The following is a 26,875-nucleotide window of genomic DNA, read 5'->3' as shown; positions in this document are numbered from 1 at the left end:
TGACATGTTACAACGGATGCACGTTGAAGCGCATTGGCAGTTCCTGCCCGAACCGACTGGAGGTGTTTCGCGACGTTGATGCGCACTGACCCGTTCCGCGAGCTCGACCGGATCACCCAGCAGCTCATGGGGACCACCGGCACGTGGTCGAAGCCGTCCGTGATGCCGATGGACGCCTACCGCGATGGCGACGACTACGTGATCGCCTTCGACCTCCCGGGCGTCACGGCGGACGCGATCGACATCGACGTCGAGCGGCACATGCTCACCGTCAAGGCCGAACGCCGTCCCTCGGCGAAGGCCGACAACGTGCAGATGGAACTCTCCGAGCGGCCCCTCGGGGTGTTCTCCCGCCAGATCACGCTGGCCGACACCCTCGACACCGAACACATCCAGGCCGACTACGCAACCCCCGCCACCACCCGCTGGGAGACCGGAGCCGTCCTCGCCGTCGTCGCCCGCCTTGCCGGCCCCGAACTCCTCACCCGCATCCTGAACCAACTCCCCGACGGCTGGGCACTCCTCTTCGGCCGGCCGCAGCTCCTCCAGCCACAGCCGGCCGCCTGAACCCCACACCGGACCCCGGCAGACAGGCCGCGATCGGCGCACCATCCGCGGGCCGGCGCCAGCCGTGCCTCGCGGCTGCGTGCCACCGACCGGATCTGCCATCTGGCCAGCCCCGGACCGTTGCGCAGAGGTGGGACGTGGGTCGCCGTCCTCGGCCGGGCACCGCATTCAGCGCCAGGTTTCGATCACGCAATACGACGATCTCCTGCCGGGAACAGGGTCCGCCGGAATGACGGGGCCGCGGGGGCAGCAGCGCGAGCGCGGCCAGGACGGCGCGGCCGGCCCCCGCGGATGGGCACCCGGACGGTGCGCAGCGGATGCAGGGCACCTTGTCAGGCTGGAACATGAGCCTATGGACGAAGGACGCAGCATCACGCAGGAAGGTCCGAGGCAGGCGGCCGGGGAGCGCGGCGGCCGCTCTGCCGGGGACGGCGCCGTGCGGCTGATTGAAGAGGCGCGCGGGGCTGTCGTCTCTGACGGCTGGCACCTGATGGCCCCGGCCGCTGTCTGTCAAAGTCTGGGTACGGATGCCTCCGTGTGGCAGCGGTTCGCCGCGCACTGGGAGGACCTTGCGGTGGACGCGTATGCGGCGCAGACCGGTACGCGTCGGCTGCGGCGCTATGGGCAGTTCCTGCTGTCCCGCTCCGGCGAGATCAAGGCGATGCCCCACGACGTCTTCGTGCAGCCGCAGGACAGCAATCCCCTCTATGTGGAGGTCGACCGCCGCTTCGAGCCGCTGACCGAGGAGTTCCGGGCCGAGCCGGTGCTGGGATCGCTGATCCGGATGCTCGGCCAGGTCGCCGCGGGCTTGGATGACGCGCAGGAGTGGACTGTCAGGGTGCATCCCTTCAGGGTTGTGGCGCAGGCGGACAGTCTGGGGCAGCCCACCCCCGAGGGACGGCACAAGGACGGGGTCACGCTCGTGACGTCGCTGCTGATCGGCCGCGAGAACGTCACCGGAGGCCAGAGCACGGTGTATGACGCGGACGGCAGGCAGACAGTGGCCACGACCCTCAGCGAGCCCGGGACCCTGCTCCTGAGTGACGACCGGGCGACCTGGCACGCCGTCTCCCCGGTCCACCCGCTGGACCCTGGCCGCGCCGGCCACCGGGACGTCCTGGTCACCACCCTCGCCGCGCGCTGACCTCACCCGTCGGGGCCAGAGCCGCGGGCGGTAGCGAGCAGGAGGCCGTCCACCGCTCCCACCGGGCCGCCCGCGTCCTCGGCCCAGGCCCGCTGCCGCGCCGCCCCGTCCCCACGGGTTGCCAGCCGCTGGAAGAGAGCGGTGACCTCACCCAGGTCTCCGAACTCCTCCAGCGCCGGACGCACGAAACCCACCAGATCGTCGGCGAGGTCCGCCACCGGTTTGGCCCGGCCGGTCAGCGCGTCGAAGCCGCTGCCGCTCCAGCCGTCCCGGGCGGCCCGCCAGCAGGCGGCGCGCAGCACCTCCCCCTCCCACCGGGGGCCGGGATCGCCGCGCTGGGCCTCGCCGGCGCAGGTGACTACCAGGGCGCGCAGGAGCACCGCGACCGCGGCGGTGTCGTCCAGGTCCTGCAGCACATCCATCGCACGGATCTCCAGGGTGGGAAGCCGAGGATTGGGGCGCAGGTCCCAAAACGGCATGCCCGGATCCAGTATGGCCTCGGTGTCGGCGATGACGGCGGCCAGCCGCTCGTGTTCCTCCCAGGACGCCGCATACGGCGGCGGCCCCAGGCAAGGAAAACGGCTCCTGATGACCGAGCGCCAGCTGGCGTAACCGGTGTCGCGCCCGCGGTGGAAGGGCGAGTTGGCGCTCAGCGCGACGAGAAACGGCAGCCAGGGCCGCACGTGGTTGCCCGTCAAAACGGCCAGCTCGCGGTCGGGCAGGTGGACGTGCACGTGCAGCGCGCTGATGGCGAAGTCGTCCATCATGCTGCGGTACTGCCGGCGGCCGGCCAGGTAGCGCGGATGGTCACCCACATGGGCCGGACCGGGATCCTGGAGCACCGGCGTCCCCGAGGCGCACAGCCGCAGTCCCTCCGCGCGGGCCGCAGCGGCCAGCGCCCCGCGGACCCGCTCAAGCTCCCCGCGCAGCTCTCCCGCTGACCGGCACGGGGGCGTACGCCCTTCGACCTGGCACTGGTCGAACTCCTCGGTCACGAGATCGCCCACTTCCCTCGCGGCGCGAGCGGCGACGGCCGGGCCGGCGGGAACGATCGAGCGCGTCTGCGCGTCGACGAGGAAGTACTCCTCCTCCACGCCGATCGTCGGCGCCCGGTCGGCGGATACGGGGCGGGGGGCGGAGGGAAGCGCGCTCATGCCTCCAGCATCGTGGCAACCGGCCGTTCCGCTGTCCGGCACGCGGAAGGAAACCCGCCGGCTGCCCCAACCTCACCCCCTTCAGTCCTGGCCGACGCCGTCCTCACACCCGCGCGCCGCGCCGGTACCGACGCACCATCCCCGGGCGCCGACCAGGCCCGCCGCAGCAGTCAACACACGCCGAACACGCCGATCACGATCTCGACGGAGTCCTGGGGATCGGCCAGGACGCCGAGGGGCGCCCGTTCTGCGTGCGCATCGCCGCGGGCGAGCTCACGGACGATCGCGGCGGGCAGACCGGGCACTACATCCAGGTCTACCTCTTCCAGACGGCGGCCCCGGACCGTCCCGCGGACGCGAACGATGTGTTCGAGACCGACGAACTCGACGAACTGGCCGGCGAACTCCGCAGGGGAGTGCTCGACTGGTACGGCGAGCGCCTGGAGTTCCGCTCTCCCACCCCCGAGGAGCGCGACCTGATCCGCACCACCACCGGCTGGAGCTGATAGCCGGCCATCACCCCATAGAGGCGCCGGGCGCCGAAGTCGCAGCCGTGGCGGTCCCTCCGTACGGGGGCCTTCCCCTCAACCAGCGGTGGCTCACCGTATGGTGGCGATCGAGCGGCGTCCGTAGCGTTCCGGGCATGATGAGAAAGCACACGACCAAGCAGGAGCTGCGCCGCGGCGGTGGCCCTCGCAGCCGTACTCGGCGGTGTCGCCGCCCCCGCGGCCATGGCCGCGCCGTCCTCCGCCGCCTCCTCCAAGGGGGCCGCCGCGGGCGCCCGGGGAACCCTCGTCTCCGTCACCCCGCTCGACAGCGCTCCCGGCAACGCCCCAGGCTGACGCCCCGAGCGGATACCGAACGAATGCAGCGAGGGGGACGGGCGTCATGGCCGAGCTGGGGGTCTAACGCAGAGCGGCGGCGACCAGGCCTTCGAGGGCTTCGCGCGGCACTTCGCCGCCGCTCACCAGCCGTTCGAAGACCAGTCCGTCGATGCAGGTCAGCAGGGTGTGACTGCGGCTCTCGACATCCGTCACGCCGTGCCCGGCGAGGAACAGCCGGACTGCTTCGCGGCCGGCGTTCTCGCGGGGTACCAGGATGTCGCGCAGCTCCGGGTCGCGCACGCTCTCGACGGCGCAGGCGTAGCGGGCGAGCGAGCGGCGGCGGCCCTCGCCGGTGAGTCTCTGCCGGGTGAGCAGCGCAATGCCGTCCACCAGTTCCTCGGCGGTGCGGAGAGCCGGGAACTGCTCGGCCATCGTGTGCAGTTCCTCCTGGTCGAGTCGGACCAGGCGGGTCACGAGCCCGGTGAGCAGCGCGGCGCGGGTGCGGAAGTACGCCGACGTGGTGCCGAGCGGCATCGCCGCTTTGCGGTCGACTGCGCGGTGGGTCAGGCCGCGGATCCCTTCATCGGCGAGTACGCCGAGAGCCGCGTCTGCGAGGAGGGTGCGTCGATCCGTAGCCATGGTTCCTTTCTACACCTGTAGTGCTTCAGGTAAGGTCATTCTTCTACAGATGTAGAAGCGTGGGGAGGCGGGTTCGCCATGGGTCACACGGCCGTGGTCGTCGGAGGGGGCATCGGCGGGTTGGCCGCCGCGATCGGTCTGCGCCGCATCGGCTGGGAGGTGACGGTCGTCGAGGGCGCGTCCGTGCTCGACGACGCTGGGGCGGGTATCTCGCTGGCCGCGAACGGTTTGCGGGCGCTGGATGAGCTCGGGGTGGGCAGGCATGTGCGGGAGGCCGCGCGGGGCCAGTACAACGGCGGCACCCGCACGCCAGAGGGTGGTTGGCTGGCCCGGATGGACGGCGCGGCGCTGGAGAAGGCGGTGGGCACGCCGATCATGGGCATCACCCGCACCGTCTTGCACCGGCTGCTCCGCGAGTCCCTGCCCGCCGAGACACTGCTGATCGGCGCGGAGGCGAGCTCGGTCCAGCACATCGGCCTAGGGACCGTTCGGGTGAGCTGCGGCGACACAGATCTGGACGCCGACCTGGTGGTGGCGGCCGACGGCATCGGCAGCAAGGTACGCAGCCTTCTCTTCCCAGGCCACCCCGGCCCGGTCTACAGCGGCTCGACGGTACTGCGCGCCATCACCGAGCAGGCAGTCGAACTGCACAGCGACTTCGAGCTGACCTGGGGGCAGGGCGCCGAGTTCGGGCACATCGCCTTCCATGACGGGCGGGCCGAGTGGCACGCCGTCCTCAACCTGCCCGCCGGGACACGGTTCGCCGACCCCGTGGCCGAACTGCGCCGACGATTCCACCACTGGCACGATCCGATCCCCGCCCTGCTGGACGCGACCCGGGCCGACGACGTGCTCCACCACGACGTCAACGAACTCCGCGCGCCGCTCCCCTCGTACACGGTCGGCCGGATCGCACTGCTCGGTGACGCGGCACACGCGATGACCCCGAATCTCGGACAGGGCGCCTGCCAGGCGCTGGAGGACGCGGTCACCCTGGCCGCCGCGCTCGCCACCGGGCCCGCCATCGAAACCGCGCTCGCCCGGTACGACGCCGAGCGCCGCCCTCGCAGCCAGGCCGTCGCGCGGGCCGCCCGGCAGGCGGGGCGGATGGGACAGCAGCTCTCCCATCCACTGGCCGTCGCCCTGCGCAACACGGCGATGCGGCTGACCCCCTCCCGCGCCGCCATGCGCATGATCCTTCGGCACCACGGCTGGGTGCCACCACACCTGAGCTGACCGACGCGCACGCCCCGGGTTCGATGACGCCGTCGAGATCCGCCCCTTCCGGCGGGCGGGTACCCCGCCCGCCGGTACCGCGACCACTGCGCCGCCGGCTGCCCCGCGACCCGGCCGCCGGCCCCCTCGAGCCTCGCCGCGGGTGCTGAGTGGGCTACGTCGCAGAACCGCCTCCCGTACGCCGTCGCTCTAATGGGTGCACGACCGTCACCCGCGGCTGGTCGTTGTCACTCTGTCCGGCACGTCGATCAGGAGGGGGAAGTTCATGGGCCGCAGAAAGCCCGGCAAGCAGCGCCGTCAGCGCGGAGGCAGCGCACAGGTGTACACACTTCGCGAACTGGAGCCGCCCGGAGCGGCGTACGAGGAGTGGTTCGTACCGGCTCAGGGACGAACTCCTCTCGGCACGCTCGATGAGGAGACAGTCGACGTTCTGGCCCGGGCGCAGCGTCTGGCCCCGCTCTATGACGGGGAGATCCCTCACGCAGCGCTCCAGCTCGACTTGGTTCTGGACACGGGCAAGTTGCCTGTCCTGGAGGGTGAGGACGTGCGCCTCATCCCACTTGACGCGTTTCCTGTTCAGCACGCCGGCCTGGGGGCGAGCTTCGAGGATGTCCGGGCGAGTATTCACAGACTGCATGCTGTCGGAGCGTTCCTGGTGGAGGTGCACGAGGAGACTGAGCTGCCTCTCATGCGGTTCGTCCTGAAGCGGCCCGAAAGGCCGGGTGAGGCGTGGGCCTTCATGGGCGACAAGACGGCGACAGCAGCTCAGACGTGCCTGCCCAACCGAATGTGGGAAACCCTGCCGGTGAACGTGGCCATGGCTGTCGCCTACCTTCGAAGCTGCGTGGGCCAGCTGGAGGAGCCTGATTTCGGAAAGTTCACGGCTCAGCACCATGGCGGCGATGCGGAGGCGGCCCGGTCTGCGTGGGACGCTGCTTGGTCGTCCGGGTATGTCGAGCACAAGGGCTGCGAGGCGTGTCCGGCGGGGCATCTGTGCACCCGCGAGCCGAGGTGAGCCGCAGGTGAACCGTGCTGTGCCCCCGCCTCCAACGGCTGGGGTGCAGCTGGTGGAAGTGGATGGTGTGGCTGTCGGTCGCCCAGGTGGAAGCCGACCGGCAGGCTCACCAGCCCGAACGTCCACTTCCCGCCCACACGGGTCTCGCCATCACCGACACCTCCAGCGCGGGCGCCCCACCCGCCCAGCTCAGACCCACCGGCCCGCGGTCGCCCCCGAGACGCCTTGGTCCGCCTGGTTCGTGCCTGGTGTCGGCGTGCGGAGTGCTCCGTCTTGCCTGGAGCAGGCAGCGTGCCCTGTCGGTGTGCGGGCAGGAGCAGGTCGCGAGCGACGGCGTTGGCTGCCACTGCTCCGTGCCTTCGCCTGAGCAGGTGCAGGAACAGGTCCTATCCGGAGGCACGCAGCCCCGTTATGTCCGTAATGCCAGTACTGGCGGCTGGGTGCCGCGCTGCTTGCTTCACTCCAGTTGGCCGACGCGGGCGATGAGGATGGCGATGTCGTCGTCTGCGGAGGCGGGTGCAAGTCCTGTGATGAGGGTGTCGCACAGGTGGTCCAAGGAGCGTCGGGGGTCGTCGAGCAGGCGGGTGAGTTCTGTGATCCGTTCGTCGATGTCGCGGCCGCGGGCTTCGACGAGACCATCGGTGTAGAGGACGAGCAGCGAGCCGGGGGCCAGCTTCATGGGAGTGGTGGTGAAGTCGATGCCGCCGACGCCGAGCGGGACACCCGGAGGCGTCTGGAGGAGGCGGACGGTGCCGTCGGGGTCCACTTGGGCGGGTGGGGGGTGTCCGGCGCGGGTGACCGTGCATTGTCCGGTGGCGGGGTCGCAGACGATGTAGATGAAGGTGGCGAGCATCGGCTCGGCGAGGTCTGCCAGGGCGGCTTCGAGCTGGTGGAGGATGTCGGCTGGTGGCAGGTCGAGGCGGGCCAGGGCCCGGACGCTGGCGGACAGCCGGCCCATGACCGCGGCCGCGGCGATGCCGTGACCCATCACGTCGCCGATCAGCAGGGCGGCCCGGCCGCCGGGGAGCTGGAGTACGTCGTACCAGTCGCCTCCGATCTCGTTGATGTCACTGGCGGGCAGGTAGCGGTGGGCCACCTCGACACCGGGTGGCGCGCTGATGTGCTGGGGGAGCATGCTGCGCTGGAGCAGGACGGCCGTCTCGTGTTCGTGCTGGTAGAGACGTGCGTTGTCGATGCTGACGGCGGCGCGCGCGGCGAGTTCGGCGGCCAGCAGCACATCACCGGCTCCGAAGGGACCCGTGGGCCGCGTGCGGTAGAACGTGGCGACACCGACAGCCAGATCCCGGGCGATGAGGGGCACCAACATCAACGAGTGCACCCCCGCCCGGTGCAGCTGGGCGGGCTGCTCCTGACCGCGGCTTGCCGGCCCGAAGACCCGATCGTCGAAACGGGCCAGGACGTAGGGCCGGCGGATGGACAGCGCGTGCGTGTACGGGGCGGCCGCCGGGAAGGGCAGGGTCCTCCCGAGCGGGGCCAGGGCATCCCCGACCGGGGAGCCGCCCAGCGGGGCCTTGCCCAGCCGCCGCAGCGCCACTCCCGCGGCCACGCCCGTGCCCGGCTCGCCGCCGCGGGCCAGGGACTCCAGGACATCCACGGTGACCAGGTCGGCCACGTGCGGCACCGCGAGGTCGGCCAGCTCCTGCGCGGTGCGTTCCAGCTCCAGGCTGGCGCCCATGCGCAGGCTGGCCTCACTGAGCAGGGCCAGTCGCCGCCGGCCGGCTTCGGCTTCGGTGTGGTCGTGCTGCTGCTCGGTGATGTCGACCACGGTGGAGATCAGCCCGATCGGTCGGCCGCCCGGGTCCTGCATCCGTACGTAGGAGCAGGACCACAGCCGGTCACGGTGAGGTTCCGCCGGCGTCCGGCCCTGGCGCTGGCGCTCCAGGAGCGGTACCCCAGTCTCCAGGACCTCCCGCATCGCGTCCTCCATGTCCACCGCGTTCACTTCCGGCAGCACCTCCGCCAGACGCCGCCCTATGTGGGCGGACTCCGCCAGGCCGTTCATGGCCTCCAGAGCAGGGTTGACCCGCAGAAAACGCAACTGGGTGTCCAAAACGGCGATCCCTACCGGGGAACGGACGAACAACCCGTCCCACACGGCAGAGGAACCCCGGATGCGGCGCGTGGCGTGGGCGTCGGCGGCGAAGACCAGGACCGCTGATGCCCCGCCTGCCCGGTCCGGTACCGGGCTGGCCCAGATCTCCAGCTCCAGCGGATACCCATCGCGGTGCCAGGCTGTGACCGTACCCATCACCCCGCGCCCCGTCGTGGCCGTCTCCCACAGCGCCCGCCCCAAGGTGCGGTCGGCCCCGGGATGCAAGAGATCCGCGATATGCCGTCCCAGCACATCCGGCGGCCGGTACCCCAGCAGCTCCTCGGCGGCGTGGTTCCAGCGCACGACCCGGCCGTCCGCGCCCGTGGCCACCTGGGCCACCGGCAGCGCACCGAGCCACCCGCCGGCGTCCTGGGCGGCGCTGCTGATCAGGTCCTCCATCGGCGTCGACTCGCTCATACACCACCGATCCGAGCCAGCCCCCGATACGGCACGCCCCAGTCGGTACAGCGGTTCCAAGACACCGCAAGGGCGCCCCCTACACACCCCATGGTCTCCCCGCCGTCTTTGGCGCGCTTCCCGGCCGCGGACCGCCTGAGCCCTCGGCGCAGGGGGCCTCAGAGCCGGGGTGCCGCTTCGCCGTCGACCCGAATGCCCAGCCGGTCGGCTACGGCAGTGAGGGCCGATCCCAGGGGGAGCGCGACCCGGCTGACGGCGTGCTGGTCGCCCCGGGTCGTGTCCCGGTTGACGATCAGCACCGGTTTCCCGGTCTGGGCCGCCTGACGGACGAACCGCAGCCCGGACATCACGGTCAGTGAGGAGCCCAAGACCAGCAGGGACGCCGCCTCGTGGACCAGGTCGCGGCAGTGCTGGACCCGCTGCGGCGGAACGGCCTCGCCGAAGAACACCACGTCCGGTTTGAGGATGCCGCCGCACACCGCGCAGGGCGCGACGCGGAAGCCCCGGGCCTGTTCATCGGTGAGGTCGGCGTCACCATCCGGGTTGATCCCGGCCGCCACCGGCTCGAAGCCCGGGTTGGCCTCCTCCAGCCGCATGGCGAGTTCGCGGCGGGGGCTGAAGGCGCCGCAGGAGAGGCAGAATACCCGGTGCAGACTTCCGTGGAGTTCTACGACGCCCTCGCTGCCGGCCGCCTGGTGCAGCCCGTCGACGTTCTGGGTGATCACCCCCGCGAGCAGTCCGCGCCGCCCGAACGCGGCCACCGCCCGGTGCCCGGCATTCGGCCGGGCGCGGCCGAAGGTACGCCAGCCGAGGTGGCTGCGTGCCCAGTACCGGCGCCGGGCCTGAGCGCTGCCGGTGAAATCCTGGTAGGTCATCGGGGTGTGCCGGCTCAGGCTCCCGCCCTCGCCGCGGTAATCGGGGATGCCCGACTCCGTGGAGATGCCCGCCCCGCTCACGACCAGCACACCGCCGGCGCTCAGCACGTCGGCGACCGGCGCCACATCCGTGGTGCCCGGAGGCAGGTCCTCGGCGGGGGTCCAGCTCAAAGTGGGGCGCATGCGCATGCCGCCAGGGTACGGAACACCGCGACCGAAGCCCCGGGGTGCTTCCGGGCCGCCTGTTTCCCGCCCTCTGCCCCGGTCACCCGGTGGTGCGGCTCGCGTGCCACCCCCATGGCAGGAACACGTCGAGGAGCGGCCTGTCGAACAGCGAGTCGTCGCTTTCGTCGAAACGGGAGATCAGGCGGATCACGACCGCGCCGAAGTACCGCTTCAACTGATTCGGTCTGTCAGGCAGGGCGGCGGCGGCCGTGTCCCAGCTGCGGGGTCGTGACGCAGCCTGCGAGCCGTTCCGCGCGGACTACTGGGCCCTCAGAGATGGCGTTCCAGAGCGCCCGCCAGAAAGGCGGGCGCGTCGGTCTGTTGGAGCACACCGGTCGGGAGTGTGCTCCGCAGGGCGCCCAACGGCGTGTTTCGTTCGGCCGAATGAGAACAGACGCGCTGCTGACACTCATACCGAAGGAGCGAGCGACGCTGTGCCGGGGCCCGCGCACCTGTGTGCTGCACATCGTGCTTGCCCGGTCGGGCAGTCGGCTCCGGTGTCGGCCGGTTTGATGCTGAGGCGGACGGACATACGCGTCCAGGAGGAAGTCATGGCCAACACACCTGACGGACAAGACAAGAAGGCGGGCGAGGGACAGCCCCTGAGGGCCGCCTCGGTGATCAGGGCCGCGATGCAGCAGCTCTCGGAGCTGCTGGCGCAGCCGGCCGAGGGCGTCAGCTCCTGCGAACGCGGCGAGGACGGTGACTGGCACCTGTCGGTCGAGGTCCTCGAACTGGCCCGCGTCCCGGACACGGTGAGCTTGCTGGCCTCCTACGAGGTCGAGGTCGACGCCGAGGGCGAGCTCATCGGGTACCGGCGCACCCGCCGTTACGAGAGGGGCCGTGCGGACCGCCGCTGAACTGGCGCTCCCCATTTCCCGGCCCCGTCCCCAAGAGACGAAAGGGAACCGGAAGTTATGACTGTCGTTCCTGCCCAGCCCGCTCCCGCCGCCTCGGGCGGCGGCTCCAGCGGCCTGTACGACGTTCTCGAACTGGTCCTGGACCGCGGCCTGGTGATCGACGCCTTCGTGCGCGTCTCCCTGGTCGGCATCGAGATCCTCAAGATCGACGTGCGCGTGGTGGTGGCGAGCGTGGACACCTACCTGCGTTTCGCCGAGGCGTGCAACCGCCTCGATCTGGAGGCCGGACCGCGCAAGAGCCCGGGCCTGCCCGAACTCGTGGGTGAGGTCACCGAATCCGGGGCGCGCGGAAAGACGAAGGGCGCTCTCAGCGGCGCCGCCCAGACCATTTCGGACGCCTTCAGCCAGGCCCGCGAAGAGGCCTCGGAGGAGAAGACCGAAAGCCGGCCCCGCAGCCGGCGTACGACCACCCGCCGGGAGGAGAAGGAATGAGCACCTACGTCTACGGCATCACCCGCGCCGATCAGCAGCTGCCCGCCCCCCTCGAAGGCATCGGGGAACCGCCGCTGCCGGTGCGCACGGTGCGCAGCGGGAAGCTGGTGGCCCTCGTCAGCGACGCCCCCACGGAGCTGAAGGCGAAGCGGCGTGACCTGCTCGCCCATCAGCGGGTGGTGATCCGGGCCGGCGGAGACGGCCCGGTCCTGCCGTTGCGGTTCGGCGGAGTCTCTCCCGACGACGACACTGTCACATCCGTCCTCGAACAGCGCCAGGAGCGCTACCTGGAGCGGCTGGCGCAGCTGGAGGGCAAGGACGAGTTCAACGTCAAGGCCTCCCACGAGGAGGAGGCCGTCCTCTACGCCGTGGTCAGCGCCGACCCGGAGCTGCGTGCCCTGCACCAGGCCCAGCGGGCGGCCGGTGGGGGTACGCACGAGCAGAAGCTTGCGTTCGGTGAACGCGTCGCCCGTGCCGTGTCCGCGCAGGAGCAGGTGGACGCCGCCCTGGTCGAGGAGACGCTGCGGCCGTACGCGGCCGCCTTGACGCACGGCCCCGAGGGAACGGGCTGGCTGGCGAACCTGTCCTTCCTCGTGGCGCGCGAGCAGCGGGAGAAGTTCCTGGCGGCGGTGCGTGCCCTCCACGAGCAGCACGAGCACCTGCAGGTCCAGGTGACGGGACCACTGCCCTCCTACAGCTTCGCGGATGCGGACTGACCATGGGTCTCCTCAAGGAGGTACTGCTCCTGCCGGCCGCCCCGATCCGGGGAACCGCCTGGGTGCTGCAGCAGGTGGTCGCCGAAGCCGAGCGGCAGTACTACGACCCCGCCGTGGTGCACAGGGAACTCGCCCGTCTGGTTGCCGCCTTCGAAGCCGGCGAGATGGACGAGGCCGAGTTCGACCGCCGGGAGGACGAGCTCCTGGCACGACTGGAAGGCAGGACACAACCGCGATGAACGACCGTGTGACGATCGGCCTGGCCGTGGGCGCCGGATACCTGCTGGGGCGGACCAGGAAGGCCAAGCTCGCCCTCACCGTGGGAACCCTGGTCATGGGCAAGAAACTGAAACCCGATGCGGAGGCCCTGGCTTCGTTCCTGGGTAGCCGGCTCAAGGACCATCCGCAGTTCAAGGAGATACGCGAGCAGCTGCGGGAGGACCTGCGCGGGGTCGGGTCGGCCGCGGCCGGCGCGCTGGTGGACCGGCGGCTGGAGGCTGTCGCGGACCGGCTGCACCACCGGACCCAGGGGGTGCAGGACCGGCTGGCCGGGGTGACCCCGTCCGCTGGGGGCGGTGACGGCGCCGAGAAGGCCACGGAGGAGGCCGGGAGCCGGCCGAAGAAGGCCCGGGCCCCCCGTCGCCGAGCCGGCGCAGGGCAGGAATCCGAGGCCGCAGGAGCCGGGGCCGCCGGGGCGGACGATGACACGGAGAGCGGTTCCCGCCCGGCGCGTCGGCCGGCCGCGAAGAAGACGGCATCCCGGCCGGCACCCGCGCGGCGGTCGGGCGGCAAGGCATCGTCAGCGGGCAAGTCCGCGGGCGGGTCCGAGGGAAGCGGGACCAGCAGCGGGACCAGCAGTGGGACCAGCCGACGCCGCCCCGCCAAGCGGGCGGGCGGCCGCGGCGAAGGGAGCGACGATGGCTGAGTCGGCCCTCAGCAAGCTCAAGGACAGCCCCGCGGCCGACCGGGTCAAGCAGGAGCTGGAGGCCTACCTGATGGCCCAGGCCGAACGCCTCCTGGTCGGCGCCGGAAGAAGCCTCGGCCGCTCCGCAGCGCACCTGAACGACATCGCGGCGGCCGAGGGCCCGGGGCTGAAGTCCCTCGCCCTGGACGGTGCCCGCAAGATCGCGCAGGGCAAGGGGCCCGCCCGGACTGCCGTCGAGCTCGGTGTCAAACGCCTGAAGGGCAGGGCCGGCCAGGCCCTGAGCCGTCGGCTGGGACGCCGGGGAGGCAAGGGCGGGAGCGGCAAGCCCACCGTCATCCTGGAATCGGTCGATGTCGGCGTGGACATCCAGGACGCCTACAACCAATGGACCCGTTACCGCGACTTCCCGGAATTCGCCCGAGGCGTCACCAGCGCCTCTTCCACCAGCGACACTGCCAGCGACTGGAACGCCAAGATCTTCTGGTCCAGCCGTTCGTGGACCGCGCATATCACCGAGCAGATCCCCGACGAGCGCATCGCGTGGACCTCCGAGGGCGTCAAGGGCACGACGCGGGGCGTGGTCACCTTCCACGCACTCGCGGACGGCCTGACGCGGGTCCTGCTCGCCGTCGAGTACCACCCCCAGGGCCTGGTCGAGAAGACGGGCAACCTCTGGCGGGCCCAGGGCCGCCGGGTGCGCCTGGACCTGAAGAACTATGCCCGCTTCCTCGCGCTCAGAGGAGAACAGCCCGACGGCTGGCGGGGCCGGATCGAGGAAGGCGAAGTCGTCACCTCCCACGAGGAGGCCCTGGCCGAACAGGACGAGGACGACATCGAGCGACCCGGCGTCGGTGCGGACGACGACGCCGGCAGCGAGGGCGCACGCCGTGTCCAGGACGCCGATGACAGCGACGACGCCCGGCCGGAGGACGAAGAGCGCGAGGACGAAGAGGCCGAGGACGTGGAAGAGGACGGCGACGCGGCGGACGCCCCCGACACCCTCGACACCCCCGAGGACGCGGCGGACCACGAAAACGAGGCCTACGAGGACCCGGACGAAGCGGCCTACGAGGACGACGAATTGGAGGACGTCGAGGACGAGGAGGGCTACGAGCCGGATGACGAGGAGGAGGCCTACGACGGGGAAGCCGAGCCCGGGGAAGCCGAGCCCTGGGAAGCCGAGCCCGAGGAGGCGCCGACGGGCCGCCGCGAGAGGCGCCGCCGGTCATGACGATGCCCTCAGGCCTGCCTCGCCCCTATGACGACGGCTCCAGCGCCAACCTCGCCGACATTCTCGAACGGGTCCTCGACAAGGGCGTCGTCATCGCCGGCGACATCCGCATCAACCTGCTCGACATCGAACTGCTCACCATCAAGCTGCGCCTCGTGGTGGCATCGGTGGACCGCGCCAAGGAGATGGGGATCGACTGGTGGGAACAGGACCCCGCCCTCTCCACCAAGGCACGCCAACGCGAGCTCGGCCGGGAGAACGAAGAGCTGCGCCGGCGCGTCGCGGAGCTCGAAGAACGTCAGGAGCAGGCATGAGCGGGCCGCAGTTGTTCTACGTATACACGGTTGTCGGGTCCGGGACCGGCGCCCTGGACACCGGCGAGTTCCGGGGTCTGTCAGGCTCGGGGATCACGGTCGTCGGCGACGACGTGCTGGCCGCCGTGGCCGAGCCGGTCGACCCGGCGGAGTTCGACGAGAGCGCGCTTCCCCGGCGGCTGGAAGACCTGGACTGGCTCTCCCATCTCGCCCGGACCCACCACCAGGTGGTGGCCGCCGTCGGGCGCTCCCTCACCACCGTGCCGCTGAGGCTGGCGACCGTATGCCGGGGCGAGGAAGGAGTTCTCAGGCTGCTGGCCGAGGGGCGCGACCGGCTCTCCCGCGCCCTGGCACGGGTGGCGGGTACGGAGGAGTGGGGAGTGAAGCTGTACGCGGCGGACTCCGCCCCGGCGGCGCCGGCCGGTTCCTCCCCCACCGGCCCGAGCGGGGCGGCCGACCCGTCGGATGCCGGCACGGCGACGGCGACCGGCCGGGACTACCTCCGGCGCCGCCTCGGTGAACGTCGCCGGCGCGAGGAACGGGCCGGGCTGGCTGCCCGAACCGCCGAGCAACTCCACCGGAAACTGGCCGCGCAGGCGGCCGAAGCGGTCCTGCATCCACCTCAGCAGACCCAGCTGTCCGGGACCCCGGACACCAACGTCCTCAACGCCGCCTACCTCGTCCCCTGTGACGCGCGCCCGGCCTTCCTCGACACCGTGCCGCGGTCTGCTGACCTCCCGCCCGGGCTCCGCAGCGAAATCACAGGCCCCTGGGTCCCCTACTCCTTCACTCAGGCGGCCGATCCGCAGGGGCCGGAGCAATGACCGGCGAAGAAGTGGCCCTCGTGGACCTCTTGGACCGGCTGCTGGCCGGAGGGGTGGTCCTGGCGGGCGACATCACCCTGAGCATCGCCGACATCGACCTCGTCCGTGTCGACCTCAAAGCCCTCATCAGCTCGGTCAACGATGCCGTGCCCTCCCCCTGGAAGCAGGTGAACGTGTGAGCGCGCCACGACGAGTGGAGCTCGACCCCGACACCGTCGAACGCGATCTGGCCCGCCTGGTGCTGACCGTCGTGGAACTGCTGCGGCAGCTCATGGAGCGTCAGGCCCTGCGGCGGGTCGAGGTCGGCGACCTGAGCGAGGACCAGGAAGAACGGCTCGGCCTGACGCTCATGCTCCTCGAAGACCGCATGGAGCTCCTGCGGACACGCTTCGGGCTGGAGCCGCAGGACCTGAACATCGACCTCGGCCCCCTCGGCAAACTCCTGTGAGAATCGCGCATACCGAGCACGGATCCGGCTACACGCGCTGCATGACTGCATCAGAGAAACCCGACAACGCCAAGACCAACAGCGGCAGTTCTCGTGCGTCCTCCAACGGGACGACCACCCGTCAGAGGGCCACCACCCGCGCCGCCCGGGCCACAACCGAAGCCGCGGCCGACGCCAACGAATCGGTGACCGGCACCCTGGCGGCTCTGCCCGCCCCCCTGGTCGAGAAGACGTACGCAGCGGCGCAGGCCGTGCGGGGCACCCTCAGCAATCTCGGCTGGGTGTGGACGGCCGTACGGGAGCGCAAGACCATCACCGCCATCGCGGCAGGAGGCACGGCAGCGGCCCTCACCGGCACGTACGCGATCGGCCGCCGGGCGGGGCTGCGCCAACGCGGCCCGCTGTCCCGGCTGACCGGCGGCCGCATCTGAGGGGGCGGGGGCCGAGCGCATCGCCGGTCCGTGCCTGCCCATCACGCTGTCGCCGTGCGCGCTGCCCGGGGGAGGGGCCCGGGCAGCGCGCACGCCGACATCGGCCGGGCCCCGGAAGACGGTGGTCCACCCGGCAGCGGAGGCGCCGTGGGGCCCGCCCGGAACCGACATCCCTGCCTGATCCCGCCTGCCTGCCCCGTCACATGTCGTCCGGCGCCGAATCCTCCCGTGCGCTGCGCAGGACCACCGTGCTGTGTGACTCCAGCCGCAGTGCGCTGCCCGCCTTCAGTTCCCGTTCGTCCGGGGCGTCCGTGATCGCGGTGTCGACCACCAGCGTCCAGCGGGCGGCGAACCGGTCGCCGGGGAGGCGGAAATTCACGGCCGTGCCCGAGCCGTTGAACATCAGCAGGAAGGAGTCGTCGGTGACCCGGTTGCCGTAGCGGTCGGGCTCGGTGATCGCCTCGCCGTTGAGGAACATGGTCAACGCGCCGGCTTGCGGCCACGTCCAGTCCACGTCCTCCATCGGCGAGGCGTCGGGACGCAGCCACTCGACGTCCGCGGGCAGCCGGCCCGTGTGTCCGGCGGCCCGCCCGGAGAAGAAGCGCCGGCGCCGCAGCACGGGGTGGCGGCGGCGGAGCCGGATGAGACCAGAGGTGAAGTCGAGGAGTTGGCGGGCGCCGTCGTCGAGGTTCCAGTCGATCCAGGTGGTCGGGTTGTCCTGGCAGTACGCGTTGTTGTTGCCGCCCTGGGTACGGCCCAGCTCGTCCCCGTGGCTGATCATGGGGATGCCCTGGGAGAGGATCAGCGTGGTCATCAGGTTGCGCTGCTGCCGTTCCCGCAGGGCCAGGACGCCGGGGTCGTCCGTCTCGCCTTCCGCCCCGCAGTTCCACGACCGGTTGTGGTCCTCGCCGTCCCGGCCGTCCTCGCCGTTCTCCTCGTTGTGCTTGCAGTCGTACGAAACCAGGTCCCGCAGGGTGAAACCGTCGTGGGCCGTGACGAAGTTGACGCTGGCGAGGGGGCGGCGCCGGTCGTGTTCGTACAGGTCGGCCGAGCCGGTGATGCGGGAGGCGAATTCGCCGAGCGTGCCCTCGGTGCCGCGCCAGTAGTCACGGACGGCGTCGCGGTAGCGTCCGTTCCACTCCGACCACAAGGGCGGGAAGTTGCCGACCTGGTAACCGCCTTCGCCGAGGTCCCAGGGCTCGGCGATGAGTTTGACACGGCTGATCACCGGGTCCTGCTGGATGACGTCGAAGAAGGCGGAAAGCCGGTCGACCTCGTGGAACTGGCGGGCGAGGGTGGCGGCGAGGTCGAAGCGGAAGCCGTCGACGTGCATCTCCTGGACCCAGTAGCGCAGGGAGTCCATGATGAGCTGCAGCACGTTGGGGTGGTGCATCAGCAGGCTGTTGCCGGTGCCCGTGGTGTCGTAGTACTGGGAGCGGTCCTCGTCGACCAGCCGGTAGTAGGCGGCGTTGTCGATCCCCTTGAACGCCAGGACGGGGCCCTTGTCGTTTCCCTCGGCGGTGTGGTTGTAGACGACGTCGAGGATCACCTCGATGCCCGCCGCGTGCAGCGCCTTCACCATCTGCTTGAACTCGGTGACCTGAGCTCCGCGCCCTCTGGTGGCCGCGTAGGCGTTGTGCGGGGCGAAGAAGCCGATGGTGTTGTAGCCCCAGTAGTTGGACAGGCCCTTTTCAGCCAGGTGGCCGTCCTGGACGAACTGGTGCACCGGCATCAGTTCCAGCGCGGTCACCCCGAGACCGGTGAGGTGGTCGAGGATGGCGGGGTGGGCGATGCCCGCGTAGGTGCCGCGCAGTTCCTCGGGCAGGGCCGGGTGCGTGCGCGTGAGGCCGCGTACGTGGCCCTCGTAGATGACGCTCTCGGCGTACGCGTAGCCCGGCGGCTTGTCGTCGCCCCAGTCGAAGCTGCGGTCGGTGACCACCGACAGCATGGTGTGGCCCGCGCTGTCCAGGGTGTTCGGCTCCGCGCCGTCCGCGAAGTGGTGGCCGTAGAGCGACTCGTGGTGGTCGAGCTGCCCGTCGATGGCCGTCGCGTACGGGTCCAGCAGGAGCTTGGCCGGATTGCAGCGGTGCCCGGCGGCCGGGTCGAAGGGGCCGCTCACGCGGTAGCCGTACCGCTGGCCGGGGCCCACGTCCGGAAGGTGGATGTGCCAGGCGGACCGGTCGATCTCGGTCATCGGTACGCGGGTCTCGTGCCCCGCGTCGTCGACCAGGAGCAGGTCCACGCCCTCGGCAACTTCGGAGAACAGTGCGAAGTTGGTTCCGGAGCCGTCGTACGTCGCTCCCAGGGGATACGGTTTGCCTGTCCATGTGCGCATGCGGTCACGCTACTGTCGGCGCGGCCCTTGGGCCTGCTGGTCCGTCGGCCCAGGGTGTCGCGGCGCCGAACGGTCCACCCGAAACCGTCTGCCCGGACCGGTGCGCCCCCCGACCGCCGCGTCCGGCCCACTGATCGCGGCCGGCACGCATGAGCGGGCCGTGGCGGGTTACACGGTGTCAATGAGACCTGAACGCGGAGCGGCCGAGCGATCCGGCAGCCTCTCCGTACTGTTGTTGCTGCCGGTACAGGCGGCCCTGATGGCCGGAGTGGGGCTGATGGTCACCGGTCCGCTCGCGGAACAGTGGCCGCTGGCGGCGGAAGACGGCATCAACCGCGGCCTGGCCGCGCACCGCGGCGGCCCCGCCACCCCGTTCTCGGACTGGCTGTCCTTGCTGGCCGGCACCCAGAGCATCATCGCCCTCACCGTCCTCGCCGTCGCCGCGATGCTCGGGCTCTCACGGGGGCGGTGGCTGCGGGAGGCGGTGTTCCTGGCCGCGGCCGTGGCCGCGCAGTCGGCGGTCTTCCTGCTGGTCACCCTCGTCGTTGAGCGGCCGCGTCCGCACGTTCCCCATCTGGACGCCGCGCCGCCGACCTCCAGCTTCCCCTCCGGGCATGTCGGGGCGTCAGTTGCCCTGTTCGGCGGCCTCGCCGTCCTCGTGGCGCTCCGCCTGCGCGGCGCCAGGCGGTGGGCGCGGTACGCCGTGGTCGCCGCCCTGCTCCTGATTCCGGTGGCCGTGGCGTTCTCCCGCGTCTACCGGGGGATGCACCACCCGTCCGATGTGGTGGGCGGCCTGCTCAACGGGGCCTGCGCCCTTTTCGTCGTGGCGCACGCGTTGCTGCTGCCGGTGCGGTCCCGGCCGTTCGCGGATCCGGCCTCCGCCGCGGTCCCGGCGGACCGGCATCCGGCGGACCGGCTCCCGGCCGCTCGCACCACCCGCGACGACGACGCGGTAGTCCGGCGGGCCGTGGTGGTCCGCCACCCGCACGGCTGCGGGGCGGAACTGGCCGAGCGCGTGCGAAGTGTCCTGCGTCGCCACGGCTACGCCGACCAGGCGTGGACGGCGACTTCCGCCGAGGACGCCGCCGGCGGCCTCGCCGGGCGGATCGCCGAGGAGGACACCGCCCTCGTCGTGGTCTGCGGCGGGGACGGCACCGTACGCGCCTGTGCCGACGTGCTGGCCGGCACCGGGATCCCGCTCGCGGTGGTCCCCTGCGGCACCGGCAACCTGCTGGCGCGCAACCTGCGGCTGCCCGCCGATCCGGCCGCGGCGCTGGAGGCGGCCCTGTCGGGGGAGACCGCGCTGATCGACGTGGGCCGGGTTCAGGGCGACGGACTGGGGACCGCCCGGTTCACCGTCATGGCGGGAGCCGGTTTCGACGCCGCCATGGTCGGCGACGCCTCCGAGCGGGTGAAGGAGCGCCTCGGCTGGGCCGCGTACGTGCTGTCCGCCGTCCGCCACCTCGGGGATCCCCGGATGCGCCTGTCGATCCGGCTGGACGAAGGCCCCGTACGGGAGCGCCGCGCCCGCATGGTCGTCATCGGCAACGTCGGCACTCTGCAGGGCGGGCTGCCGCTGCTGCCCGACGCCCGGCCCGACAGCGGCCGGCTGGAGGTGGTGCTGCTCGATCCGCGCGGTGCCCGCGGCTGGCTCGCGGCGGCGGGACACCTCGGGGCGCGCATGCTGCCCGGCCGGGCCGCGGCCGGCTCCGGCGGCGGGCACGGCAGGGTGGCCGGCGGTGCGCTGGAGTACTTCAGCGCCGTACGCGTCGAGATCCGCTTCGCCCGGCCCCAGCCGCGCGAGCTCGACGGTGACGTCTTCGGAGCCGGCACCCGGCTGAGCGCGGAGGTGGAACCGGGCGCGCTGCGGATCTGGCTTCCGCCGCGGGCGCCGGGCGAGCAGGCGCGTACGACCGCGGCCGGGGACGCGGGGCGCACCGAGCGGGCCGCCTACACCGGCGGTGGCTGAAACCGGCTTCCAGGCACACGACTTCGACAGGGGGTGACGGCATGGGAACCGCGACGCGGGTACCGCAGCGCGAGGACGCGGCGGCGGTGGCAGCCGAACCGGAGGTGGAGGGCGAGGAACTGTCCGCCGAGGAGGCCGTGGCCGCGCTGCGGCGCTACGGCGGCTGGAGCCTCGTACGGGACTCCTTCATCCGGTTCCGGTACGCCGACGGCTTCAGCCACTCCAGGGCGCTGGCCCTGCAGACGGTGCTGTCGATCGTCCCGCTGGCCATCGCCGTCATCGGGCTGTCCAGCGCGCTGCACACCGAGGACATCGGGCGGGTCGCGGAACTGACGATCCGCCGGCTGGCGAGCGGGCCGAGCCAGGAAGTGGTCGAGGACGCGCTGACGCAGAGCCGGCACCGGCCCGGCGACGGGAGCCAGGTCGCCCTCTGGCTCGGCCTGCTGTTCTCCGTCGTGAACGTGACCACCGCCCTGTGCCAGGTGGAGCGGGGCGCCAACCGCATCTACGGAACGGAACGCGACCGGCCGTTCCTGTACAAGTACACCCGCGGGCTGGTCATGTCCGTGCTGGCCGGCCTGCCCCTCGGGCTCAGCTTCGCGGTCACCGTCCTCGGCGCCCACCTGAGCCGCGCGGTGGCGGAGGTGTACCACCTCGGTCCGGGCACCATCCGCGCGTGGGACCTGCTGCGCTGGCCCTTGGGTGTGGTGCTGGCCCTCCTCGCCACCAGCGCCATCTTCCGACTCTCCCCCCGCCGCACCCAGCCCGGCTACACCTGGCTGGCCTTCGGTGCGACGGTGTACCTGGTGCTGTGGCTGCTGGCGACGTGGGGACTGAGCCTGTACGTCGGCGCCAGCGGCTCCTTCGCCACCGTGTACGGGCCCCTCAGCGCGTTCGTGTCGTTGCTGCTGTGGTCCTACCTGACCTCGATGGCGCTGTTCCTGGGGCTGGCCTTCGCCGCCCAACTGGAGGCCGTACGGGCCGGGGTGACGGAACCGGTCACGGAGGATCCCGGCGTCTGAACGCGCGGCACGCCCGAACGCGCCCGGACGTGCCCGAACGCACCCCGGCAAGGCAGCCCCTGACGCGCCGCAGGGAAACCCCGAAAGGAAGCACCACGACCATGGCACGACTCTCCACCCGCCCGCGGCGCCTGCTCGCCCGGCTCGTCTCCGCCCGCTCGGGACCGGACGCCCGGTTCGGCGCGCGGCTGCTGACGACGGTGGCCGCGACCGCCCTGGTGTCCGTGCCCTTCGCGCTCGCCCTGGTGCTGGTCGAGTCGCAGTGGCCGCCGCTGCGCCGGCTGGACCAGGGGGCGGCCGAGCGGCTGCACGAGGCCGCGCTGGAGCATCCCGCGTGGGTGCGGGTACTCGAGTTCCTGACCCACGTGGTGTGGGGCCCCCTGACGATGCGGCTGCTGGTGGCGGCGCTGGTGGTGTGGCTCCTCGTGCGGGGCGCCGTACGGCTGGCGCTGTGGGCGGCCGTCACCGCGACGGCCGGCGGCCTGCTGGGCCTGCTGGTGAAGAACGTGGTCGCACGGGCCCGGCCCCACCTGCCCGACCCGGTCGCCCATGCGCCCGGGTTCTCCTTCCCCTCCGGGCACGCCATGACGGCCACCACCTCCTGCGCGGTGCTGCTGCTGGCGCTGCTGCCGCTGGTGCCCCGGCGCTGGCGTCCGCTGCCGTGGGTGCTCGCGGCGGTCTCGGTGGTGGGTGTCGGTTACACGCGGGTGGCGCTCGGCGTGCACTGGGTGAGCGATGTGGCAGGGGGCTGGCTGCTCGGTCTGGCCCTGGTGACGGCGACGACCCTGGCCTTCGAGGCCTGGCGGGCGGAGGTCGGGCGGCGCCGCACCACACCCGCGCAGGGGCTGGAGCCGGAGATCCGCTCAGACCACCCCGAGCCGCCGGTGGGTGTCAAGGAGCGTCTGGGAACGTCATGACCCAGATCCTCAGCGACGACGCGCAGGCCCACAGCGCCACCGGACACCACCCCTATGGGAGTGAAACGCTCTTCAAGAGGTCTTGGTCATGAGGACCGTGTCGCAGCTGTCGGGATCGCCTGGGAAGTACCCGATCTTGGGCTGCTTTCGCATGGGCCGCGGGGCGTCAACGCGACACCAGCACCGGCAGGTTGCGCCACTACCGACACCCATCCGGGTGAAGAGCTGGACGAGACTCTGCTCGTCGTGCCCCAAGTCGAGCCATGGTCTCTTCAGAGGTAACGGGCTCGCCGAAGGGAATGGGACATTGTATTTGAGGCGCACCGGAACGGTCCTGGGTGCAGCGGCACTCGCCATGCTGACCTTGCCGGCCGACGCTCATGCTGCAGCAATCGCCTGTGGTGGAGGTGTGTCGACCGGCCGTGTAGCCGTCAATGGCTGCATCAGTGCCCAGCGAGGATCTGTCGGCAAGGTCATCACTCGGGAGATCACGGCGCACATCAAGGCGCGTAACACTGGAGCAAAGGGACTGAATGTTTCGTATGAGGCATTTTTCCGCGTGGTCGATGGTGGTCACTGGGTGAAACTTGGCAGCGGTCGCGCCTATGTCCCGCCAGGCGAGGCCATCGGCCCTGTCGAAGTGGGAGCTACGACGCGGGCATGCGGCCCCGTGAAGGTCGAGATCCGAGTGCATGCTCGCGCTGAGGGCTCCGCGTGGAGCGGCTGGTCTCCCGCATCCACGAAGCAATGCCAGACCTGAGCGCCTGAACCTCCTCAGTCCTCAGCGAGCGGCGCGCCCCAACTCGGTTAACAATCACAGCCATTGACGGTAGCCAGCGTCTTTCGGCGTGCGGTCGCGGGCGATGGTGGAGGGGTGGACGCCCGAGGCGGGCCACGTGGCGCTGCGGGCTCCGGTGAGCGGCTGAGCGTTTGTCGGAGACTGGGCGTGCCGCCCCCTGGCGCCCCCGGGTTGAAGGCCTCGGCCGGTTTCCGGGCAGCTCCGGCACCCGGCGAGACGCCCAAACAGCGGATCTCTGACCTGTACCCGCGGGTACGGGTTCGGAGCGTGTGCACATTTGATAGATGTGGACGCGGTAAGGCAGGTTTCCGGGGAAGGGAGGAAAGGGGCCCGATGGTGAACGTACTTCGGCCGCGGACCGTCATCTGCTCTTACTGCAAGGCGGGCCCCGACGCCGGCGCCGCCCGCACCCTCGCCGCCCGGGAGGGATGTCTGACGGTCACCTGGCACGCCAGAACCTGTCCGCACTACCTTGCGGACCGGATCCTGGCCGGCAAGGAAGCCTAGGACCGCGCGGAGACTCGTCGCGGGGCCCCGCGTTCGCTGCTGTCGGCGAGGCGCTCGATGCGGGCCTCACCCGCGAGAGCGCTGCCCGGGCGGGCGAGGTGACCGCCCGTTCGGCGGCGCCGGGGCGCGGCCGCTGCCGGGACCGCCGACCATGGAGTCTTCCCCTCCATCACTGCTGGCAGGAGTAACCCATGCTGGAACGCAGGCCGCGGAAGGACCGTATCGAGGTCACGTTCGTCCTTCCGGGTGAGGTACCGCCCGGGCCGGTGAGCGTGGTGGGCGACTTCAATGACTGGCAGCCCGGCGTCCACCCCCTCAGGGCCCGCAAGGACGGCAAGCGCGCCGTCTCGGTCGAACTCCCCAGCAACGCCACCCACTCGTTCCGCTACCTCGCGGCGGGTGACTACTGGTTCAACGACGAGAGCGCCGGCGACCGGGAGGGCGAGAACAGCCGCCTGCACACCTGACCGCCAGCGGCGAGGCCGGGCAACGGCTCTCGGCGCATGTGGAGCAGTCCGGCTGCAGACCGGGGGCCGGCGTGCTGAGATCGGCCGGTGAAAGATCCCTTCGGCTGTGAAGAACCCGCCCTTTTGACGCCCTGCGGGACGGGGGACCGGGAGGCGGCGCGCCGCGTCGTCGCCGCACGCGCCACCGACCCCGACGATCTCGCGGTCCTGCTGGACATGCTCGGCCTGCTGCCCCAGACCGCGGCCGAGTCCCGCGCCCGGGAGCACCCCGACCGCTGATACGCCCCCGGGCGGAGAGGTGTGGCCGGTGGCGCGCCGTGGGTGGGCTGGGACCCGACCGCCGCCCCGTCCGCTACGGCACGGGCCGATACGACTTGCGCGGCGGCCCGGTCGCGGGGTTTGGCGAACGCGTCAGAGGCGTTGCAGCGCCGCGCCGTAGGCGGGCTGTCTGTTCTTCGGACGCTCCGGCGCTGGTTCGCGGTCTGGTCAGGGTTGAAGTACGGCGTCGGTCTCGTTCTGGGGTGCGTCGGCGGTGTGGTCGGCGCCCTGGTTGGTGTCGGTGTCGGTGTCGGTGCCGGCGTCGGGCTCCGGAGCCGGGGAGAAGTGAGCGTTCCGGACGGTGTGAGCTTCTTGAGGTAGAGGCGCTGGGAGTGGCCGGCCGCGGTGGCATCGACGGCGGGCACCGCGGCCTGGGTGTCGGAGGCGGCGATCGCGCCGGCGCGATACAGCTGTTCCGCCGCCGGGTGGCATGAGGCAAGCCGTGCCGGCGGCCATGGGCGTGGGCCGTCTGTCTCAACGCGGTCGGGCTGTGCAACGGGGAACGTTCCCCCGAAGTCCTGGTGGTTCCGACACAAGGGCCGCTGCGCGAGCACCCGACACCACCAGCCTCGTGCAGGCCGTCCTCGTCCTCCCCCTGCATCTGGCCGGCTCAGAGCGAAGAGGGGGAAGGCTCAGCCCCTCGGCCGGACCGCGTAGTCCTCACGGTCGAAGCCGTAAGGCAGACGACCGCGGCCGTGCTTGGGGGACAGGAACTCCCGAAACACTCGCGCGGAGCGCGGGTTCTGGCTGCACTGCCACACGCCGTGCGGGCAGTAGTCGGTAATGCTGTGGTAAAGCGGCCTTTGCTCGGCGATCCATGCCAGCATGTGCCGCATGTACTCAGGGTTGTCGCCGTTCCGGAACAGCCCCCATTCGGGGTACGAGATCCGCTTGCCGTGCGCCTTCGCGAAGTCGACCTGCCGCTGGAGTCCGTAGGGCTGGGTGACCTGCTCGCCGAAGGTACGGCCGGGCGGCTGGTCGTAGGTGTCCATGCCAATGACATCGACCACGTCATCACCTGGGTAGCACCTGGTCCAGGCGATCGCGTCACCGCCGCGATTGGGGGCGAAGTCGAAACGGAACCGCTGCCCCTCCACAGAGCGCATGGCAGCCACGATGCGCCGCCAGTACCTGGTCTCCCCGTCCGCCCTGCCTACACGCCCGGTGTCAGAACGCCGCGCCGCCCCGAGTGGGCCGCGATGCGGAGCTGACTTGCACGTATCACCGAGGTTCACGCCCGTTCCCGCAGCCTGTACGGGGCGCACCGCGTGTGCCCGCCGCGCTGCTCCGTGACGGCCGCGGCTGTGGGCGGCGCCGGGTAGCTCGCCTGTTGCGGGCTGCGGACATCACCGGCGCGACCGCAGGCGCGGGCAGCGGACGACGACCAGCGATCCACCCGCGGCAACCCGCCCCGCCCTGGTCAGGCGCGTCTCTGGCTGGCCCCGCCGTGCTCAGTCGGTCAGACACCCCCTAGCCTGTGGCCCGTGGCCGGAGCACGACGCCCGGCGGCAGGTCACAGGGGTGCGGGGGGACGAACGTGAGCAGGAGGAGGGGCGGAGCCGTGTGGGCGGCTGTCGCAGGGGTCGTGGCGCTTGCGGCCATCCTTGCCGTCGGCGGGATTGTCCTGGCTTCGGTCGGGGAGGACCGCGGGGACGGCTGGGTCCGGGAGCTCGCGGGAGGGAAGACCCCGGCCCGCGCCGGGGGAGAGCCCTCGCGCGGCACGGTCGCGGCGGAACTGGCCGCGGCCGCCACCGCTGCCGGGCTCATCCCGGGCGCCGCCTCCCCCGCCGCGGAGGGGGAGCTCGCCGATTGCATCGTGGACTGGACGGGCGACGGCCCCGCCGACGACGGCCGGATGGCGGCCCTCGAAACCGCCCTGGAAGAACGCGGCTGGCAGGTCACGGCCCGCCACGGCGAGCCCGTTCCGGCGGTGGCGCTGACCAGCGGCTCCTGGCGCCTGGAGTTCACCAACGGCGGCCTCGTGGACACCCTCTCGCTCGTGGCCACCCGCTCCGGCCGGACCTGCGACGAGGCCTTCCGCCGCGCCGCAGCGACCCGGGGGCCGCGCGGCTAGGGTCTGTGTGATGTCGT

General features: G+C 71.5%; 30 protein-coding genes and 1 pseudogene. 24 read left to right on the top strand and 7 right to left on the bottom strand.

Going from position 1 to position 26,875, the window contains the following annotated elements:
* Positions 1–78: 78 nt before the first annotated feature.
* Both J7E94_RS30075 and J7E94_RS30070 read left to right on the top strand, forming a co-directional pair.
* Positions 79–567, top strand: coding sequence for an Hsp20 family protein (locus tag J7E94_RS30075; RefSeq protein WP_215019967.1), 489 nt, complete (start codon positions 79–81; stop codon positions 565–567).
* 352 nt (positions 568–919) lie between these two features.
* Positions 920–1,711, top strand: a complete 792-nt coding sequence (locus J7E94_RS30070; RefSeq protein ID WP_215019966.1) for a 2OG-Fe dioxygenase family protein — start codon at positions 920–922, stop codon at positions 1,709–1,711.
* A 2-nt stretch (positions 1,712–1,713) separates the two neighbouring features.
* On the opposite strand, the gene J7E94_RS30065 is transcribed toward J7E94_RS30070, so the two are convergent.
* Complete coding sequence (locus J7E94_RS30065; protein WP_215019965.1) at positions 1,714–2,865, bottom strand: glutamate--cysteine ligase; 1,152 nt, start codon at positions 2,863–2,865, stop codon at positions 1,714–1,716.
* Between the two features lie 251 nt (positions 2,866–3,116).
* On the opposite strand from J7E94_RS30065, the gene J7E94_RS30060 reads away from it, so the two are divergent.
* Positions 3,117–3,371 carry a hypothetical protein gene (locus J7E94_RS30060; protein ID WP_215019964.1) on the top strand — a complete coding sequence of 85 codons (255 nt, stop codon included), beginning with the start codon at positions 3,117–3,119 and terminating at the stop codon, positions 3,369–3,371.
* Positions 3,372–3,551: 180 nt separating this feature from the next.
* Positions 3,552–3,707 (top strand): hypothetical protein, encoded by a 156-nt coding sequence (locus J7E94_RS30055; protein ID WP_215019963.1) that lies wholly within the window; start codon positions 3,552–3,554, stop codon positions 3,705–3,707.
* 63 nt (positions 3,708–3,770) lie between these two features.
* On the opposite strand, the gene J7E94_RS30050 is transcribed toward J7E94_RS30055, so the two are convergent.
* Entirely contained in the window at positions 3,771–4,328 is a 558-nt protein-coding gene (locus tag J7E94_RS30050; RefSeq protein ID WP_215019962.1) for a TetR/AcrR family transcriptional regulator, read from the bottom strand.
* Between the two features lie 78 nt (positions 4,329–4,406).
* Here J7E94_RS30050 and J7E94_RS30045 point away from each other — a divergent pair, with 78 nt between their 5' ends.
* Both J7E94_RS30045 and J7E94_RS30040 read left to right on the top strand, forming a co-directional pair.
* A complete protein-coding gene (locus tag J7E94_RS30045) occupies positions 4,407–5,564 on the top strand; it encodes an FAD-dependent monooxygenase (RefSeq protein ID WP_215019961.1) in 1,158 nt (385 codons plus the stop codon).
* Between the two features lie 265 nt (positions 5,565–5,829).
* Positions 5,830–6,579, top strand: coding sequence for a hypothetical protein (locus J7E94_RS30040; RefSeq protein WP_251057443.1), 750 nt, complete (start codon positions 5,830–5,832; stop codon positions 6,577–6,579).
* 457 nt (positions 6,580–7,036) lie between these two features.
* On the opposite strand, the gene J7E94_RS30035 is transcribed toward J7E94_RS30040, so the two are convergent.
* The 3 genes from J7E94_RS30035 to J7E94_RS35530 all read right to left on the bottom strand — a co-directional run bounded on the left by J7E94_RS30035 (position 7,037) and on the right by J7E94_RS35530 (position 10,384).
* Positions 7,037–9,109 (bottom strand): SpoIIE family protein phosphatase, encoded by a 2,073-nt coding sequence (locus tag J7E94_RS30035; RefSeq protein WP_215019960.1) that lies wholly within the window; start codon positions 9,107–9,109, stop codon positions 7,037–7,039.
* Positions 9,110–9,267: 158 nt separating this feature from the next.
* Positions 9,268–10,173 carry an NAD-dependent protein deacetylase gene (locus J7E94_RS30030; RefSeq protein ID WP_215019959.1) on the bottom strand — a complete coding sequence of 302 codons (906 nt, stop codon included), beginning with the start codon at positions 10,171–10,173 and terminating at the stop codon, positions 9,268–9,270.
* 76 nt (positions 10,174–10,249) lie between these two features.
* Entirely contained in the window at positions 10,250–10,384 is a 135-nt protein-coding gene (locus J7E94_RS35530; protein ID WP_285440844.1) for a hypothetical protein, read from the bottom strand.
* Positions 10,385–10,760: 376 nt separating this feature from the next.
* On the opposite strand from J7E94_RS35530, the gene gvpO reads away from it, so the two are divergent.
* Genes gvpO through J7E94_RS29975 form a run of 11 tightly spaced genes read left to right on the top strand, consistent with a single transcriptional unit; the run spans position 10,761 to position 16,450 of the window.
* Entirely contained in the window at positions 10,761–11,069 is a 309-nt protein-coding gene (gene gvpO, locus J7E94_RS30025; protein WP_215019958.1) for a gas vesicle protein GvpO, read from the top strand.
* A gap of 57 nt (positions 11,070–11,126) precedes the next feature.
* Complete coding sequence (locus J7E94_RS30020) at positions 11,127–11,561, top strand: gas vesicle structural protein GvpA (RefSeq protein WP_215019957.1); 435 nt, start codon at positions 11,127–11,129, stop codon at positions 11,559–11,561.
* Entirely contained in the window at positions 11,558–12,277 is a 720-nt protein-coding gene (locus J7E94_RS30015) for a GvpL/GvpF family gas vesicle protein (protein ID WP_215019956.1), read from the top strand. Before J7E94_RS30020 ends, J7E94_RS30015 begins: the two co-directional genes overlap by 4 nt.
* A 2-nt stretch (positions 12,278–12,279) precedes the next feature.
* Positions 12,280–12,516 (top strand): gas vesicle protein GvpG, encoded by a 237-nt coding sequence (locus tag J7E94_RS30010; RefSeq protein WP_215019955.1) that lies wholly within the window; start codon positions 12,280–12,282, stop codon positions 12,514–12,516.
* On the top strand, positions 12,513–13,202 hold the full coding sequence (locus J7E94_RS30005) for a DNA primase (protein ID WP_251057442.1): 690 nt from the start codon (positions 12,513–12,515) through the stop codon (positions 13,200–13,202). Before J7E94_RS30010 ends, J7E94_RS30005 begins: the two co-directional genes overlap by 4 nt.
* Complete coding sequence (locus J7E94_RS30000; RefSeq protein ID WP_215019954.1) at positions 13,195–14,433, top strand: SRPBCC family protein; 1,239 nt, start codon at positions 13,195–13,197, stop codon at positions 14,431–14,433. The genes J7E94_RS30005 and J7E94_RS30000 overlap by 8 nt, the downstream gene beginning before the upstream one ends.
* Positions 14,430–14,747, top strand: coding sequence for a gas vesicle protein (locus J7E94_RS29995; RefSeq protein ID WP_215019953.1), 318 nt, complete (start codon positions 14,430–14,432; stop codon positions 14,745–14,747). Before J7E94_RS30000 ends, J7E94_RS29995 begins: the two co-directional genes overlap by 4 nt.
* Complete coding sequence (locus J7E94_RS29990; protein ID WP_215019952.1) at positions 14,744–15,571, top strand: GvpL/GvpF family gas vesicle protein; 828 nt, start codon at positions 14,744–14,746, stop codon at positions 15,569–15,571. Before J7E94_RS29995 ends, J7E94_RS29990 begins: the two co-directional genes overlap by 4 nt.
* Positions 15,568–15,750, top strand: a complete 183-nt coding sequence (locus J7E94_RS29985) for a gas vesicle protein (protein ID WP_215019951.1) — start codon at positions 15,568–15,570, stop codon at positions 15,748–15,750. Before J7E94_RS29990 ends, J7E94_RS29985 begins: the two co-directional genes overlap by 4 nt.
* Positions 15,747–16,019: a gas vesicle protein K gene (locus tag J7E94_RS29980; RefSeq protein WP_215019950.1), complete on the top strand. Its 273-nt coding sequence runs from the start codon at positions 15,747–15,749 to the stop codon at positions 16,017–16,019. Before J7E94_RS29985 ends, J7E94_RS29980 begins: the two co-directional genes overlap by 4 nt.
* A gap of 41 nt (positions 16,020–16,060) precedes the next feature.
* On the top strand, positions 16,061–16,450 hold the full coding sequence (locus J7E94_RS29975) for a hypothetical protein (protein ID WP_215019949.1): 390 nt from the start codon (positions 16,061–16,063) through the stop codon (positions 16,448–16,450).
* A gap of 199 nt (positions 16,451–16,649) precedes the next feature.
* On the opposite strand, the gene glgX is transcribed toward J7E94_RS29975, so the two are convergent.
* On the bottom strand, positions 16,650–18,785 hold the full coding sequence (gene glgX, locus J7E94_RS29970) for a glycogen debranching protein GlgX (protein WP_215019948.1): 2,136 nt from the start codon (positions 18,783–18,785) through the stop codon (positions 16,650–16,652).
* 181 nt (positions 18,786–18,966) lie between these two features.
* Between glgX and J7E94_RS29965 the strand changes: the two genes are divergently transcribed.
* From J7E94_RS29965 to J7E94_RS29940, 6 genes are all read left to right on the top strand, one after another.
* Positions 18,967–20,754 (top strand): diacylglycerol kinase family protein, encoded by a 1,788-nt coding sequence (locus J7E94_RS29965; protein WP_215019947.1) that lies wholly within the window; start codon positions 18,967–18,969, stop codon positions 20,752–20,754.
* A gap of 41 nt (positions 20,755–20,795) precedes the next feature.
* Positions 20,796–21,776 carry a YihY/virulence factor BrkB family protein gene (locus J7E94_RS29960; protein WP_215019946.1) on the top strand — a complete coding sequence of 327 codons (981 nt, stop codon included), beginning with the start codon at positions 20,796–20,798 and terminating at the stop codon, positions 21,774–21,776.
* A 101-nt stretch (positions 21,777–21,877) separates the two neighbouring features.
* On the top strand, positions 21,878–22,693 hold the full coding sequence (locus tag J7E94_RS29955) for a phosphatase PAP2 family protein (RefSeq protein WP_215019945.1): 816 nt from the start codon (positions 21,878–21,880) through the stop codon (positions 22,691–22,693).
* Positions 22,694–23,825: 1,132 nt separating this feature from the next.
* Positions 23,826–23,999, top strand: coding sequence for a hypothetical protein (locus J7E94_RS29950; protein ID WP_215019944.1), 174 nt, complete (start codon positions 23,826–23,828; stop codon positions 23,997–23,999).
* A gap of 191 nt (positions 24,000–24,190) precedes the next feature.
* Positions 24,191–24,466, top strand: a complete 276-nt coding sequence (locus J7E94_RS29945) for an isoamylase early set domain-containing protein (protein ID WP_215019943.1) — start codon at positions 24,191–24,193, stop codon at positions 24,464–24,466.
* 87 nt (positions 24,467–24,553) lie between these two features.
* Positions 24,554–24,745 (top strand): hypothetical protein, encoded by a 192-nt coding sequence (locus tag J7E94_RS29940; RefSeq protein WP_215019942.1) that lies wholly within the window; start codon positions 24,554–24,556, stop codon positions 24,743–24,745.
* Between the two features lie 743 nt (positions 24,746–25,488).
* Here the strand turns inward: J7E94_RS29940 and J7E94_RS29935 are convergent.
* Positions 25,489–25,914, bottom strand: a pseudogene (locus J7E94_RS29935) (glycosyl hydrolase); the annotation flags it as partial.
* Between the two features lie 455 nt (positions 25,915–26,369).
* Between J7E94_RS29935 and J7E94_RS29930 the strand changes: the two are divergent.
* Positions 26,370–26,858 (top strand): hypothetical protein, encoded by a 489-nt coding sequence (locus J7E94_RS29930; protein WP_215019941.1) that lies wholly within the window; start codon positions 26,370–26,372, stop codon positions 26,856–26,858.
* Positions 26,859–26,875: the final 17 nt, after the last annotated feature.

Source organism: Streptomyces sp. ISL-94, from assembly GCF_018614075.1.
Taxonomy (GTDB): domain Bacteria; phylum Actinomycetota; class Actinomycetes; order Streptomycetales; family Streptomycetaceae; genus Streptomyces.
The sequence above is the reverse complement of the archived record's forward strand: the minus strand, read 5'-3'. Positions and strand labels throughout refer to the sequence as shown.

Excerpts from the sequence above, each read along its gene's own strand:
- J7E94_RS30040 (WP_251057443.1), top strand. The coding sequence starts at position 5,830 with ATGGGCCGCAGAAAGCCCGGCAAGCAGCGCCGTCAGCGCGGAGGCAGC.
- J7E94_RS29955 (WP_215019945.1), top strand. The coding sequence starts at position 21,878 with ATGGCACGACTCTCCACCCGCCCGCGGCGCCTGCTCGCCCGGCTCGTC.
- J7E94_RS30015 (WP_215019956.1), top strand. The coding sequence starts at position 11,558 with ATGAGCACCTACGTCTACGGCATCACCCGCGCCGATCAGCAGCTGCCC.
- J7E94_RS29950 (WP_215019944.1), top strand. The coding sequence starts at position 23,826 with ATGGTGAACGTACTTCGGCCGCGGACCGTCATCTGCTCTTACTGCAAG.
- J7E94_RS30020 (WP_215019957.1), top strand. The coding sequence starts at position 11,127 with ATGACTGTCGTTCCTGCCCAGCCCGCTCCCGCCGCCTCGGGCGGCGGC.
- J7E94_RS30030 (WP_215019959.1), bottom strand. The coding sequence starts at position 10,173 with ATGCGCATGCGCCCCACTTTGAGCTGGACCCCCGCCGAGGACCTGCCT.
- J7E94_RS30045 (WP_215019961.1), top strand. The coding sequence starts at position 4,407 with ATGGGTCACACGGCCGTGGTCGTCGGAGGGGGCATCGGCGGGTTGGCC.
- J7E94_RS30070 (WP_215019966.1), top strand. The coding sequence starts at position 920 with ATGGACGAAGGACGCAGCATCACGCAGGAAGGTCCGAGGCAGGCGGCC.
- J7E94_RS30065 (WP_215019965.1), bottom strand. The coding sequence starts at position 2,865 with ATGAGCGCGCTTCCCTCCGCCCCCCGCCCCGTATCCGCCGACCGGGCG.
- J7E94_RS30075 (WP_215019967.1), top strand. The coding sequence starts at position 79 with ATGCGCACTGACCCGTTCCGCGAGCTCGACCGGATCACCCAGCAGCTC.
- J7E94_RS30035 (WP_215019960.1), bottom strand. The coding sequence starts at position 9,109 with ATGAGCGAGTCGACGCCGATGGAGGACCTGATCAGCAGCGCCGCCCAG.
- J7E94_RS30050 (WP_215019962.1), bottom strand. The coding sequence starts at position 4,328 with ATGGCTACGGATCGACGCACCCTCCTCGCAGACGCGGCTCTCGGCGTA.
- J7E94_RS29995 (WP_215019953.1), top strand. The coding sequence starts at position 14,430 with ATGACGATGCCCTCAGGCCTGCCTCGCCCCTATGACGACGGCTCCAGC.
- J7E94_RS30010 (WP_215019955.1), top strand. The coding sequence starts at position 12,280 with ATGGGTCTCCTCAAGGAGGTACTGCTCCTGCCGGCCGCCCCGATCCGG.
- J7E94_RS29945 (WP_215019943.1), top strand. The coding sequence starts at position 24,191 with ATGCTGGAACGCAGGCCGCGGAAGGACCGTATCGAGGTCACGTTCGTC.
- J7E94_RS29975 (WP_215019949.1), top strand. The coding sequence starts at position 16,061 with ATGACTGCATCAGAGAAACCCGACAACGCCAAGACCAACAGCGGCAGT.
- J7E94_RS29990 (WP_215019952.1), top strand. The coding sequence starts at position 14,744 with ATGAGCGGGCCGCAGTTGTTCTACGTATACACGGTTGTCGGGTCCGGG.
- gvpO (WP_215019958.1), top strand. The coding sequence starts at position 10,761 with ATGGCCAACACACCTGACGGACAAGACAAGAAGGCGGGCGAGGGACAG.
- J7E94_RS30000 (WP_215019954.1), top strand. The coding sequence starts at position 13,195 with ATGGCTGAGTCGGCCCTCAGCAAGCTCAAGGACAGCCCCGCGGCCGAC.
- J7E94_RS29965 (WP_215019947.1), top strand. The coding sequence starts at position 18,967 with ATGAGACCTGAACGCGGAGCGGCCGAGCGATCCGGCAGCCTCTCCGTA.
- glgX (WP_215019948.1), bottom strand. The coding sequence starts at position 18,785 with ATGCGCACATGGACAGGCAAACCGTATCCCCTGGGAGCGACGTACGAC.
- J7E94_RS29960 (WP_215019946.1), top strand. The coding sequence starts at position 20,796 with ATGGGAACCGCGACGCGGGTACCGCAGCGCGAGGACGCGGCGGCGGTG.
- J7E94_RS29985 (WP_215019951.1), top strand. The coding sequence starts at position 15,568 with ATGACCGGCGAAGAAGTGGCCCTCGTGGACCTCTTGGACCGGCTGCTG.
- J7E94_RS30005 (WP_251057442.1), top strand. The coding sequence starts at position 12,513 with ATGAACGACCGTGTGACGATCGGCCTGGCCGTGGGCGCCGGATACCTG.